Source organism: Alicycliphilus sp. T452 (genome assembly GCF_054512775.1).
Map to the genome: position 1 here is coordinate 67,893 of NZ_JBTNEH010000019.1, position 13,351 is coordinate 81,243.

Annotated in this window: 14 protein-coding genes; all 14 read left to right on the forward strand. The window is 68.6% G+C overall.

The window, feature by feature from the left end; genetic code table 11:
• Positions 1-34: 34 nt before the first annotated feature.
• Positions 35-1,579: a methyl-accepting chemotaxis protein gene (locus ACX12L_RS16580; RefSeq protein WP_459263554.1), complete on the forward strand. Its 1,545-nt coding sequence runs from the start codon at positions 35-37 to the stop codon at positions 1,577-1,579.
• A gap of 68 nt (positions 1,580-1,647) precedes the next feature.
• On the forward strand, positions 1,648-2,388 hold the full coding sequence (locus tag ACX12L_RS16585) for an HD-GYP domain-containing protein (protein WP_459263555.1): 741 nt from the start codon (positions 1,648-1,650) through the stop codon (positions 2,386-2,388).
• A 228-nt stretch (positions 2,389-2,616) separates the two neighbouring features.
• Positions 2,617-2,796 (forward strand): Flp family type IVb pilin, encoded by a 180-nt coding sequence (locus ACX12L_RS16590; protein ID WP_459263556.1) that lies wholly within the window; start codon positions 2,617-2,619, stop codon positions 2,794-2,796.
• Between the two features lie 64 nt (positions 2,797-2,860).
• Positions 2,861-3,355, forward strand: a complete 495-nt coding sequence (locus ACX12L_RS16595) for an A24 family peptidase (RefSeq protein ID WP_459263557.1) — start codon at positions 2,861-2,863, stop codon at positions 3,353-3,355.
• Between the two features lie 82 nt (positions 3,356-3,437).
• Entirely contained in the window at positions 3,438-4,469 is a 1,032-nt protein-coding gene (gene cpaB / locus ACX12L_RS16600; protein WP_459263558.1) for a Flp pilus assembly protein CpaB, read from the forward strand.
• A gap of 205 nt (positions 4,470-4,674) precedes the next feature.
• Positions 4,675-6,072, forward strand: a complete 1,398-nt coding sequence (locus ACX12L_RS16605; protein ID WP_459263559.1) for a type II and III secretion system protein family protein — start codon at positions 4,675-4,677, stop codon at positions 6,070-6,072.
• A 4-nt stretch (positions 6,073-6,076) separates the two neighbouring features.
• Entirely contained in the window at positions 6,077-7,507 is a 1,431-nt protein-coding gene (locus tag ACX12L_RS16610) for a pilus assembly protein CpaE (protein WP_459263560.1), read from the forward strand.
• 7 nt (positions 7,508-7,514) lie between these two features.
• Entirely contained in the window at positions 7,515-8,846 is a 1,332-nt protein-coding gene (locus tag ACX12L_RS16615; protein WP_459263561.1) for a CpaF family protein, read from the forward strand.
• On the forward strand, positions 8,843-9,823 hold the full coding sequence (locus ACX12L_RS16620; RefSeq protein WP_459263562.1) for a type II secretion system F family protein: 981 nt from the start codon (positions 8,843-8,845) through the stop codon (positions 9,821-9,823). Before ACX12L_RS16615 ends, ACX12L_RS16620 begins: the two co-directional genes overlap by 4 nt.
• 22 nt (positions 9,824-9,845) lie before the next feature.
• On the forward strand, positions 9,846-10,862 hold the full coding sequence (locus ACX12L_RS16625) for a type II secretion system F family protein (protein WP_459263563.1): 1,017 nt from the start codon (positions 9,846-9,848) through the stop codon (positions 10,860-10,862).
• A 3-nt stretch (positions 10,863-10,865) separates the two neighbouring features.
• Positions 10,866-11,873: a hypothetical protein gene (locus tag ACX12L_RS16630; RefSeq protein ID WP_459263564.1), complete on the forward strand. Its 1,008-nt coding sequence runs from the start codon at positions 10,866-10,868 to the stop codon at positions 11,871-11,873.
• A 10-nt stretch (positions 11,874-11,883) separates the two neighbouring features.
• Entirely contained in the window at positions 11,884-12,318 is a 435-nt protein-coding gene (locus tag ACX12L_RS16635; RefSeq protein WP_459263565.1) for a DUF3613 domain-containing protein, read from the forward strand.
• Positions 12,319-12,349: 31 nt separating this feature from the next.
• Positions 12,350-12,901, forward strand: coding sequence for a TadE/TadG family type IV pilus assembly protein (locus ACX12L_RS16640; protein ID WP_459263566.1), 552 nt, complete (start codon positions 12,350-12,352; stop codon positions 12,899-12,901).
• Complete coding sequence (locus ACX12L_RS16645; RefSeq protein ID WP_459263567.1) at positions 12,901-13,350, forward strand: TadE/TadG family type IV pilus assembly protein; 450 nt, start codon at positions 12,901-12,903, stop codon at positions 13,348-13,350. Before ACX12L_RS16640 ends, ACX12L_RS16645 begins: the two co-directional genes overlap by 1 nt.
• Position 13,351: the final 1 nt, after the last annotated feature.

Consider the following 13,351-nt stretch of genomic DNA (forward strand, 5'->3'; position numbering starts at 1 on the left):
GCCAATAACGCCGTCAACTGCGCAGCTTCAAGAAATGAAAATCAACCACCCCGTTACCCAGCGGGAATTCCCCATCCCCGATGGCTCGACCCTGATGTCCACCACGGACACGCAGAGCTACATCACTTACGCCAACGCCGCGTTCGTCGCCGTCAGCGGCTTTGACGATGCAGAACTGTTGCACACCCCCCATAACCTCGTTCGGCACCCGGACATCCCGCCCGAGGTCTTCGCCGACATGTGGCGCACGCTCAAAAGCGGCGAACCCTGGAGCGCGGTCGTCAAGAACCGGCGCAAGAATGGCGACTTCTACTGGGTGCGCGCCAATGCCGTCCCCGTCACGCGCGAGGGGAGCACCGCGGGCTACATGTCGGTGCGCATCAAGCCCACGCCGCAAGAAGTGCAGCAGGCGCAGGCGCTGTTCCCGCAGCTGAAGACCAACGGGGGCAACAAGCGCCTGTTCAAGGGCACGGTCCTGCACCGGGGCTGGAAAAGCTGCCTCAACTGGCGCCAGCTGCTGCCGCTGCGCTGGCGCGTGCGGCTGCCCGTGCTTGCCACCCTGGCAGCCGGCATAGGCTCCTGGACCTGCCTGGCGCCCGACGCCGCCACGGCCGCCGCCGGCTCGGGGATGCTGCTCCTGCTCTCGCTGCTGAGCCTCTGGTGGCTCGAATGGCAGGTCAGCCGGCCCATGGCCCAGCTGGCCCAGCATGCGCGCCACGTCGCCGCCGGCGACTCCAACCGCTCCCTGCACATGAACCGGACCGATGAAATCGGCCTGGCCACACGCTCCATCAACCAGCTCGGCCTGATGTTCAAGTGGATCATCGACGACGTCAGCCAGCAGGTACAGGCCGTGCGCCTGGCCAGCTCCGAAATCGCCCAGGGCAACCACGACCTGAGCCACCGCACCGAGCAGGCCGCCGCCAACATCGAGGAAAGCGCCGCCGCCATGGAGCAGGTCAACCACAGCGTGCTCAGCAACGCCGAGGCCACCACCTCCGCGGCCCGGCTGGCGCAGGACGCGCGCAACGCCGCCGACAGCAGCGCCCAGATAGTGGCGCGCGTGGCCCAAACCATGAGCAGCATCACCGATGCCAGCCACCGCATCAGCGACATCACCGGCCTCATCGACGGCATCGCCTTCCAGACCAACATCCTGGCGCTCAACGCCGCCGTGGAGGCGGCCCGCGCCGGCGAGCAAGGGCGCGGCTTTGCCGTGGTTGCCAGCGAAGTGCGGGCGCTGGCGCTGCGCAGCGCCGATGCCGCCCGCGAGATCAAGACCCTGATCGCCGACAGCGTGAAGCACATCGACAACGGCAAGCAGGAAACAGACGAAGCCGCCCGGCATATGGCCGATGTCGTCGACAAAGTCGCCAACGTGGCGCACCTGATAGGAGAAGTGAGCCAGGCCACCCAGGAGGAGGCACGCGGCGTCACCGAACTCGCGAGCGGCATCGCCGTGCTGGACCAGACCACGCAGCAAAACGCCGCCATGGTCGAGCAATACGCTGCCGCCGCCCAAAGCCTGGTCCACCAGGCGGAGCAGCTGGAGGCCGCCGTGGCCGTATTCCGGTCCTGACGGCACCACCGCCCTCGCCGGCCCCCGAGCAGCCCCCTCCAAGCGCCTTACCTCACCCGTTTCGCCCTATGTACCAAGATCTCTCAACCAACAGACCTGGCGCCGCCAAGTGCCAACTCACGTTCGAGCGGGTCGCCACCCTTGCGCTGACGCTCCTCACGCAAATACGCGACGGGGAAACCGGCGGCCACATCCAGCGCACCCGGGAGTACGTCATGCGGCTGGCACTGGACTTGCGCCACCACGGCAAACACACCGGGCTGCTCACCGACGCCTACATCCAATGCCTGACCCAGTCGGCGCCGCTGCACGACCTGGGCAAGGTGGGCATACCCGACCACGTACTGCTCAAGCCCGGGCCGCTCGACCCCGACGAGCGGGCCGTCATAGAAACGCACACGGTCATCGGCGCAGAAATCATCGCGGCGCTGGCGCGCGACGTCGGGGAGCCAGGCTTTCTGTGCATCGCCGAGGACATCGCCAGATCCCACCACGAACGCTGGGATGGCCAGGGCTACCCCGACCGGCTCCAGGGCGACGCCATTCCCCTGTCGGCCCGGCTGATGACGGTGGCCGACGTCTTCGATGCGGTGATCTCCCGCCGCGTCTACAAGCCGGCCATGGAATTCGACAAGGCCAAGGCCATCATCGAGGAAGGCCGGGGCACGCGCTTCGACCCCGATGTGGTCGACGCCTTCCTGCGCTGCTTCGATGCCTTCTGCGCCATCGCGCGCCGGGTCACCGACAGCGACACCCCCCTCCCCGCCGGGCTGCGCGCCAGCACCTGCAGGGCGGCCCACGCGTCCTGAAACGAGCCGGCCACACCATGAACAAACGCCACGCCTTCGCAACGCCCCTGGCAACCCACGCCCCCCGGCCGGCGGCGCGGGCCAGGCATTGCGGGCTGGCGCACTGTCCAAGCGGCAGCGCTACCGGCGCCGCCGCACGACCCGATCTTTCGGCCGCCGCAGGAATATTCCCCACCACCAGCGGCAGCCCCTATGCAGGTGGGTGGGCATTTACCCAAGGAGGACACCATGTCTGAAATCATCAAGAACTTCTGGAACGACGAGGAAGGGGCCACGGCCATCGAGTATGGGCTGATCGCAGGGTTGATTGCAGTAGCAATCATCGTGGCTGTTTCCGATATAGGAGGGGAATTGAAGCGGATATTCGAGTTCATTAAAACCAAACTCGAAGGCGTAGTAACAACATGAGGCCAATGGACCGGTGGTGGCACTCATTGCTTCATGCACTCTATGGCTGATCACCATAACGGTCATGGACCTGCGCACCCGCAAGGTGCGCAACTGGATGGTGCTGCTGGGCCTGGCAATGGGCACGGCTGCGCTGTTCGGCGGCGCGCAGCCCTTCCAGGTTCCGCTCTGGAGCGGCCTGGCCGGCATGCTCGCGGCCTTTGCAGTCCTGCTGCCGTTCTATGCGCTGGGCTGGATGGGGGCCGGAGACGTCAAGTTCGCCGCCGTCATGGGCCTGTGGTTCGGGCTGTCCCCGCAGCTGCTGCTCATCTGGGTGGGCGGCAGCCTGCTGGCGGGCCTGCATGGCCTGCTGGTGCTGCTGTGGCGCGGCCTGCGCCGCGGCAGCCATGGCACCTGGCTGCAGGCGCGGCTGCCCGCGCGACTGGCCATGGCCATGGCCCTGGCCGCGCCGCCAGCGCCGCCGGCCAAGGCGCCCCAAGGCAGGCCGGCCATCGAACGCAGCATTCCCTACGCCGGCTACATGGCGCTGACGGCCATCTGGCTAGTGCTCGCCATGTAGCCCAGGCCGGACCGGTACGGACCGGCAGATTTCCACGATGAATTTTCACCACTGACAACAAGATGAAGCGGGAGCCCATGCGATGAAACTCACCAAGATTCTGGCCACGCTGCTGATCGTGCTGGCCTTAGGTCTTGCCGTCGTGGCCTGGATGCTGGGCCGCGAGCCCGGGCGTCCCAAGGCGGCGGCGCCCGCGGTTTCATCCGCGCAACCCGAACCCCAGGCCGCACCGCCGGTACCCACCTATGCCGTGGTGGTGGCGGCGCGGCCCATCGCGGCCGGCCAGCGCCTGGCGCCGGAGGATGTCAAGCAGGTCCAGCGGCCCGAGGCCCAGGCCGACGGCTTTGCCGCCACCGCCGACGTGCTGGGCCACACCACGCTGGTGACCCTGGCGCCCGAGGCGCCGCTGCTGCAGCAGCAGCTGGTCAACGGCCTGACCCTGCAGCTCGAACCCGGCCAGCGCGCCGTGTCCATCGCCGTCAAGGAACCCATGGCCGCCGGCCACCATGTGCGCCCCGGCGACTTTGTCGATGTGTTCTTCACGCTCGACGGCAAGAACGACCAGGCCACCGTGGACACGCAGACCCGCCTGCTGCTGGCACGCAGCCGCGTGCTGGCCTATGGCCCGGCCAGCGTGGAAAACCCACCCCCCACGGCCGCCCAACGCAAGGCCCAGCAGGAAAAGCAGGACAAGGATTCGCGCTCCGGCGGCAGCCGCGACGACGCCGGCCAGCGCAACACCGGCAACATCAACACCGCCGTGCTGGCCGTGCCGCTGGAGGACGTGGAACGCCTGACCCTGGCCGAGAAGTACGGCCAGCTCACCCTGGCCCTGCGCCACCCGGACGACACCGCCCTGCCCGACACTGCGCTGTTCGCCGCCCTGCCCACGGCGCTGCAGCCCGTGGCGGGCCGACTGGCCAAGGGCGAACGGCTGCAGGGCGCGGACCGTGCCTTTGCCGGCCTGCGCTTCAAGGACCTTGCCGTGGGCGCGGACGCCAAGACCGGCCGCCGCCCCACCACCCACGCCGCCCCGGGCCACCCGCAGCCGCCGCGCCAGCAAACCGTGGAGCTGTTCCAGGGGGTGGCCCCCGTGCAACAGGTGCGCTACTGATGGTGCCGCCCCATGCCCCCCGCAGGCCCGCGCCGGCCCCTGTGCCGCGTATCGGGGCGGTGCCGCCGCGCACGCTCCGAAAGCCGCCTGAATTTGAAGAAAAACACGGTGTAGCCCTTTTGCAGCGTGCGCCAGGCGCTCTCTTTTTCGACAAAAAAACCCTGCACCGCCAGCCGCGGCCATGCGCCTGGGGAACCGGACGACCATGATCACTGCACCCTTCCCGCTCCACACCGCCCTCCGCCTCGCAGGCTGCCTGGCCCTGCTATGCCAGGGTGTGCCTGCGCTGGCGCAGGGCCGCCCCGCCAGCCTGCCGCCGCCCGTGCCCGGCCAGGCCGCGCTCGATGCCGACGCCGCGCAAGACGGAGCGGCGCTGCGGCTTGCCGTGGGCCGCCAGCACGTGCTGCAGCCCATGATGGCGCTGGGCCGCGTGGCCGTGGGCGACCCCAACGTACTCGACGTGAAGGTGCTGCGCTCGGCCTCGGCCGGCGCCTCCGGGGCGGCCGAACTGCTGCTCACGCCCAAGACCCCCGGAACCACCACGCTGGTGGCCTGGCCTGTGCAGGGCCAGCCGCAGCGCTGGCTGGTGCAGGTCAGCAGCATGGGCCTGGTGCTGGAGCGCAGCCTGGCCTCGGTGCCCAGCCATGCCCAGGCCGTGGCCGCGCTGCGCCAGAGTGCGCCCGCGCAAGCCCCGCTGCTGGACCGCTCCGAGGTTGCCGTGCACAGCAATACCGTGCAGGTCGACGTGCAGGTGGTGGAGTTCAAGAAGTCGGCCCTGCGGCGCGCGGGCATCAACCTCGTCAGCGGCGGCCCCAACAGCCATGGCTTCAGCTTCGGCCTCTACACGCCCGGCGGCGGCATTAGTGGAGGCAGCAGCAGTGGTGGCGGCTCGGACACATCGGCCATCTCCAGCGCCATGAATCTGGTGATGAACTTCGGCAAGGCCTTTGGCGGCAATGGCCTGGGCGCCCAGCTCGGCGTCCTCGAAGGCAATGGCCTCGCCCGCGTCCTGGCCCGGCCCACGCTGGTCGCGCATACGGGGCAGAACGCGAGCTTTCTGGCCGGCGGCGAAATTCCGATTCCCGTGCCCAGCCGCGACGGCAACGTCGCCATACGCTACAAGGAATTCGGCGTGAAGCTGCAGCTCACGCCCACCATCCTGTCCGACGAGCGCATCGCCCTGAAGGTGGCGCCCGAGGCCAGCGACCTTGACTTCACCAGCGGCGTCACCATCAGCGGCGTCTCCGTGCCGGCGGTGCGCGTGCGCCGCGCCGACACCATGGTGGAGCTGGCCGACGGCGAGAGCTTCATTATCGGCGGCCTGGTCAGCCGCCAGACCACCTCCAGCGTCAACAAGGTCCCGCTGCTGGGCGACCTGCCGGTGCTGGGCGCCTTCTTCAAGAACCTGAACTACTCGCAGGAAGACAGCGAGCTGCTCATCATCGTCACGCCGCGCCTGGTGCACCCGCTGCCCGCGGGCACCGATCTGCAAACCGTGCTGCCCGGCGCGCGTTCCGAGCAACCCAATGCAGGCCAGGTCTGGCAGCCCTTCGTCGCCGGCGGCCTCCAGCGCCAGTTCGCGCTGCCCGGCTTTTCCTATTGACGCCATGAACACATCCTCGCCTCCGATGTCCAAGCTGCCGGCCGCAGGAGCTGGCACGCCTTCGCTCGCCATGCCCGCCACGCTGGAAGACCTGCTGGCCTTGCGCCCGCCGCAAGCACAGCCCTGGACGGCACCTGCGCAGGAGCCGCGCCCGGTGCAGGACGGTGCTTCGCCCATCGCGCCCGACACCTCGCTGCTGTTCCTGCATGCAGCCCCGCCCGACAGCCTTGCGGCGCAGGCCTGGGTGCAGCGCCTGCTCGAAGGCGCCCGCCTGCAACTGGCGCACCTGCAAGAGCCGGACGCCCTGGAGCAGATACAGGGCCACCAGCCCCAGGCGGTGCTGATCCATTTCGCCCCCGGCACCCTGCCCGCGGCCACGGCCCTTGCCGCCCGGCTGCAGATCACGCACCCGCAACTGCCGCGCGTCGCAGTGGGTCAGGCCCGGGATGCCGAATCCATGCTGGCCGCGCTGCGCGCGGGCGTGCAGGACTTCCTGGACATCGACAGCCCCATCGACACCAGCCAGCAGGTCATGCGCGACCTGCTGGCACGCGCGCAGCGTCTCCCCGCCCTCCCGCAGCATGCGCCGGCGCCACAGACGGCCATCATTTCGGCGCGGGCGGGGCTGGGCTGCAGCGTGCTGGCGGCGCACCTGGCCTGGTACCTGCAGCAATGCCTGGCAGGCGCGCGGCATGGCGGCGCGGCTGCGCCCGCCGGCGACGCCGAAGCACTCGACTGCCTGCTGATCGAGCTGGGCAGCCCGGGCGGAGATTGCGCGATCTACCTGAACACGCCGGGCGAGTTCAGCTTCAGCGACGCCGTGGCACAGCAGCGGCGGCTGGACCAGCGCATGGCGCAGACCGCGCTGGCGCGCCACGAAAGCGGCCTGCGCCTCCTGCCCCAGCCGCGCCAGGTGCAGGCACAGGCCTACCGCGACGCGCGGGCGCTGCTGAAGCGGCTGGACCAGTACTTCAGCCACATCGTGCTCGACCTGGGCTCGGACACGCCGCCCCAGCTGATGGCCGAGATACTGCCCGCCGCCAGCGAAATCTGGGTGCTGTGCGACCAGAACGTGGTCAGCGTGGTCTGGACGATGGAACTGCTGCACCAGATCGAGTCCCTGCAGATCGAACGCGAGCGGCTTCGCCTGATCGTGAACCGCCACGACAGCCACCTGGCCCTGGATGCCGAGCAGGTCGCCCGCCAGCTGCAGCTGCCGCTGCTGGCCACCCTGCCCGAGCGACGGCGCGAGCTGGCCGATGCCGTGAACCACGGCAAGCTGCTGTCTCCGCGGCAAAAGGGCGATCCGTACGTGCAGGCGCTCGACAAGCTGATAGCCCTGCTGCTGAAAGAGCACCACCCCGGCGCCGCGCAGCACCACGCCACGCCCACCGGCCTTTTGGCCCCATTGTTGCAACGCATCCGCAGGAGCTGAATTCCCCATGACGAGCACGGTCTACGCCTCTGGCGCGCAAGCCGCCCCCGCTGACGACGAATTCGAGCACAGCGGCCTGTTTGCAGATCTGAAGAACCAGGCATACGAGCATTTGCTCACCCGCATCGAGGAGCTGGGCGCAGAGTTCGGCCGCTGGTCGCAGGCGGCCATCGCCCAGTTCGTGACGCTGGAACTCGACAGCTTCATCCGGCTGCACGCCGTGCCGATCAACGAACGCGAAGCCCAGCAGGTGGCGGGCGCACTCACGCGCGAGCTCACCGGCCTGGGGCCGCTGCAGCCGCTGCTCGAAGATCCGCAGGTCGAGGACATCCTGGTCAACGGCTATCGGGACCTGTACGTGTCGCGCGGCGGCATCCTGCAGCGCGAGACGGCGCATTTCAAGGACGACGAGCATGTACTGCGCATCGTGCGCCGCATCCTGGCGCCGCTGGGCCGGCGCCTGGACGAATCCAGCCCGATGGTCGATGCGCGCCTGCCGGACGGCGGGCGCATCAACGTCATCATCGGACCGCTGGCGATCGACGGGCCGTCGGTGTCGATCCGCAAGTTCCGCAAGGACCCGCTGACACCGAAAGACCTGGTCAAGCTCGGCACCATCAACGAGGACATCTGCCGGATCCTGGAGATGGCGGTGCAGGCGCGCTGCAACATCCTGGTCAGCGGCGGCACCAGCTCGGGCAAGACTTCGCTGCTCAACGCGCTGGCGAGCTTCATCCCAGGCCGCGAGCGCATCGTCACGATCGAGGACACGGCCGAGCTGTCGCTCAACCACGAGCACGTGGTGCGGCTGGAGAGCCGGCCCGGCAGCTTCGACGGCACGGGCCACGTGAGCATCCGCGACCTGCTGGTCAACAGCCTGCGCATGCGGCCCGACCGCATCATCGTCGGCGAAGTGCGCAGCGGCGAAGTGCTGGAGCTGCTGCAGGCGATGAACACCGGCCACGACGGCTCAATGGGCACGATCCACGCCAGCTCGCCGCGCGAATGCCTGTACCGCGCCGAGATGCTGGCCGGGTTCGCGGGGTTCCAGGGCAGCGAGGTCAGCCTGCGCCGCCAGATCGTCAATGCGGTGGACTTCATCGTGCAGATCGGGCGGTTGTCCAACGGCCGCCGCCGCGTGCTGTCGCTGACCGAGGTGACGGGCATGACGGACAACATGATCTCGCTGCAGGAGCTGTACCGCTACGAACAGCAGATCGGCATGGACGGGCAGGAGATCGACCAATGGGTGTCGATGGGCCTGTCGCCGCACTCACCCAAGCTGCTGGCCTGGTGGCGCGCGCAGCAGCAGCTGAGCGACGCGGGAGGCGTGCGATGACCCCTATCGCCCTGCTGCTGGGCGCATTCGCCTGCCTGCTGCTGGCCCTGGCGCTGCGGCTGTTCGCCCGCGCCCGGCTGCAGCAGTCACGGCAGTCCATCGACGGCAACCTGCAGCGCAGCCTGGAGATCCAGCGCGATCTGCAAGCCAGCGCCCCGGCGCCGAGCCGGCCGTTCGGCATGCCCGCGCCCGCCGCGGCGCAAATGCCCGCCGCCGGCGCGGCGCAGCCCGCGCCCGACGGGCTGCGGCAATGGCTGGACGAACACCTGGGCTACAGCGCCTGGGGCATCGCGCGGCGCACGTTCGTGCTGCTGGGCGCTGCCGGGCTGGTGCTGGCGCTGCTTGCCGCGCTGCGTGGCGGCGCGCTCATCGGGACCGCCGTGGCCCTGGTGTATGCAGTGCTGTGCTGTTTTGGCATCTGGCTGCGCCTGGGCAAGCGGCGCGCCCGAATGCTGTCGCAGCTACCCGGCTTTCTGGACAACATGGTGCGGCTGATCTCCATCGGCAACTCGTCGCACGCGGCCTTCCAGTTCGCCTGCAACAACGTGCCCGAGCCGCTGGGCGGCGCGCTGCGGCATGTGTCGGCATCGCTGAGCGTATCGCCCGACCTGGAGCTGGCCATGGCACGGCTCGAACGCATCTGGGGCCTGCCGGAGTTCGGCCTGCTCGCCGCCGTGTTCCGGATGAGCACACGCTATGGCGGCCGGGCCGATCAGGTGCTCGAACGCGTGTCCAACTACATCCGCGACCGCCAGTCCGCCGAGCGCGAGCTGCATGCGCTATCGGCGGAGGTGCGGCTGTCGGCCTGGATCCTGGCGCTGCTGCCGATCGTCGTGGGCGGACTGATCATGGTGCTCAACGAAGGCTACTTCATGCGCATGTGGAACGACCCGGCAGGCCGCAAGATGATTTTCACGGCCGCCGGCCTGGAGGTCTTCGGTTCGGCCCTGCTGTACCGGCTGGCCCGCCTGAAGTGACGCACCGCCGCAAGAGAACACCATGACCTTTGCCATGACTTCGCAGCAGATGTGGACCCTCAGCCTGGTGCTGGCCGCGCTGGGCGTCGCCTTGCTGGCCAGCGCCATGGTCTGGCACCTGTACTACTCGGCCAGCGCCGAAGCGCGCGTCGGGCAGGTGCGGCAGGCACGCGCGGCCGCCGCTGCAGCAGCAGCCGCCGCCACCGTCATGCCCCCCTTCCCCATGCAAGCGCCGGCCTCGTCGGCGGGCAACGGCCAGGCCGGCGCGGACGTACGCCAGGCGGTCGCCGAAAGCCTGCGGCCGCCCGCATGGAGCGAATCTCCCATCGCCAAGGCCTTGCTGGCCGATGAAGACCGCAAGCTGCTCAACCAGGCGGGCCTGGACCTGGCACGCGGCGGGCTGACCTTCCTCGCCAGCCGCATGGCGCTGGCCGTGGTGCTGCCGCTGCTGGCGCTGACGCTGCTGGCCCCCAAGGGCATGAACACGCTGCTCTACGGATTCGTCGGCCTTGGCCTGGGCGTGATGCTGCCCAAATGGGTGCTGCGCTCCAAGGCAACCAGGCGGCGCCGGCAAGTGGTCGAGGAACTGCCGCTGTTCGTCGATCTGCTGCGCCTGCTGCAGGGCGTGGGCCTGAGCATCGACCAGAGCCTGCAGATCCTGGCAGGCGAATTCGGCAGCGTGCTGCCGGTCATCAGCATGGAACTGGCCCTTGCCAACAACCTCCACAGCACAGGCCGCACGCGCGAGCAGTCGCTGCAGCGCCTGTCATACCTGGGGGGCGACGACGACATGAACGCTGTCGTCAACCTGCTGGTGCAAGTGGACCGGCATGGCGGCGCGGTGCAGGAGCCGCTCAAGGAGTTCGGCAGCCGCCTGCGCGAGAAACGCCAGGCCGACTTCAAGGAAAAGATCGGTGCCATCACGGTCAAGATGACCGGCGTCATGGTGCTCACACTGCTGCCGGCCTTGATCGTCATCACTGCGGGCCCGGGCTTCATGGCCGTCATCCGCTCGCTCTCCAGCATGGGAGGTCGCTGAAGCATGCCGGGCCACTACTCCAACAATCCCAACAACCCATACCGCCGGCTGGCCAGCCTGCTGCTCGCGGCGGCGGCCATGCTTGCCGGCTGCGCCAGCAAGCCGGAACAAGGCTATGGCGTAGCCACGCCCTCCAGCACGGCAGCACAGGCCCAGCAGCAGATGCAAACCGCGCAAGAGGCCTCCCAGGTCAATACCGCGCAAACCTACCTGGACCTGATCGTGCAAATGCAGCAGGCCGGCCAGTGGTATGCCTCGCTGGCACATACCGAAGCCTTTGAGCAGCAATACGGCCCCCAGGCGCGCGTGCGCCTGCTGCGCGCCGATGCGCTGCGCAACACCGGCCAGCACCAGCAGGCCCGGCAAGCCTACCTGGCATTGCTGGCCGAAGCCGACGCCACCACCAGCCAGGCCGCAGGCGCGCGGCGCGGCCTGGGGCTGCTGTACGCCAGCCAGGGCCAGTACGCACAGGCCGTGGCGCAGCTGGAACTGGCGCGCCAGCTCACGCCCATCGATGCCAACGTGCTCAGCGACCTGGCCTACGCCCATATGCTGGACGGACAGCTCGCACCGGCCCAATTGCCCATCCTCCAGGCCGCGGAACTCGCGCCCGGGAACGCCCGCGTGCAACTGAACCTGGCCCTGTTCCGGCTGGCCAACGGCCAGCAGGCCGAAGCCACACGCCTGCTGGAACGCCTGTCCCAGCCCCAGGCCAAGAACACGCCCGCGCCGATAGACCAGGAGTCGCTACGCGTCCTGCAACTCCAGCTGTCCACCATCCAGCAAGCCGTGCGCGCACGCGCCGCGGCAGTGGCAGCGGCGCCAATCGCGCAGGCAGCGCCGCCGGCCACGGCCAAGCCTTTCATGATCCAGGCCGGCGACGCCACCGTGCCCCTGCTCATCACCCGCAGGCCGCCCAAGCCCGCACCAGCCCAGGCCACGGCCATTCAGGACACGGCACCCGTCGCCTCCCCGGCCGCAGAAGACAGCCCGACCGACAACCCGCATTAAGGAACCTGCCATGCCGTTGCGCACCCTCCTCCCCCGCACCGCGCCCCTGTGCCTGGCCGCCAGCCTGCTGGCGGCGCTGGCCTGCGCGAGCGCCCAGGCTGCCGACGAGGCCGCTACCGCACTGCCGAACCGCAGCGTGGCCGCCGTGCAAGCCTCCACCCCCGCCGGACCGCAGCTGCCGCCTGCCGCCCCCGCGCCGCAGGCCCTGCCCGAGCCAGCCCCCATGGCCGCTGCCGGCGTGCAGCCCGTGCCCCTCCCCCTGCGCAGCCTGGACATGGGCAGGGCCACCGAGCAATTGCTGGCGCAGCAACGCTCCACGCCCGGAGTGCGCCCGCGCCCCATCGATGGCGAGCAGGCCGGCCGCAGCTGGCAGCGTTACCTCAAGAGCTTCGAGACCCCGATCCCCGCAAAATACGAAACGGGCATGGATACCGGCACCCGGTAAGCACGGGCGCAGCGGCAAAGGAGTGGCAACCATGCACCGGCAAAATCCACCAGCGGCTTTCGGCGGCGCCACGCGCCGCCGCCAGAGCGGCGTTTATGCGCTGGAGTGGGCCTTCATCTTCCCGGTGTTCTTTGCGCTGCTGTACGGAATCATCTGCTACGGATTGACGTTTCTGGTGCGCTCGTCCATGCAATATGCGGTGGAGGAAGGAGCGCGGGCGGCACTGCGGTATCCGCTAAATAGCACTCCGCCCAACTGGAATGGCCGCAAAGACGCCGCAAGCGTCGCTATCCAGAACGGCCTGAACTGGCTACCCACAGCCATGAAATTCAACAGCGACTTCAAGTTCGCCGTTTGCCTAGCCAGCGATAGCACTTGCAGTTTTGCCAACCTTAAAAACGGCTCGACTCCGACGACTCCCCAGACCTGCAGCCCTACCTCCCCCTGCATGGTGCTGGTGTCATATGCCATCCCCAACTATCGAGACAACGCCATTGCCCCCGCCATCCCCGGGCTGGGCTTGATCTTGCCCGAAACCCTTGAGGCCCAAGCAGGCATTTTGATTGATTGGAGGCCACTCTGATGATGCACCGCCCCGCCCACGCCTTGCCGGCAAGCGGCCGCCAACGCGGCGTAGCCGCCATCGAATTCGCGCTCATCGCCATGCTGATGCTCACCTTGCTGATAGGCCTGACCGTGTTCTGGCGTGCCTTTCAGGTCCAGCAATCGCTGTACCGTGCGGCGGGCGACGGCGCGCGCCATGTGCTGACGCTGATGACCAGCGGCTCCGGCGCCTGCACGAACCTGGCCCAGGTCAAGAGCCTGGTGCTGCCCATCATCACAAGCTATCTGAACGAAAACCGCCTGTCCGAGGAGGACTTCACCATGAGCGATCTCGCACCATGTGCATGCAATGCATCCGAGTGCAGCACCAGCTTCGACGTGCAATACCGGCTGCTGCCGCTGCTAGGCGAATCCACCAGCCTGAGCATCAACAACAAGATCGTGGTGCATTTTCCGTCAAGGACCTGAA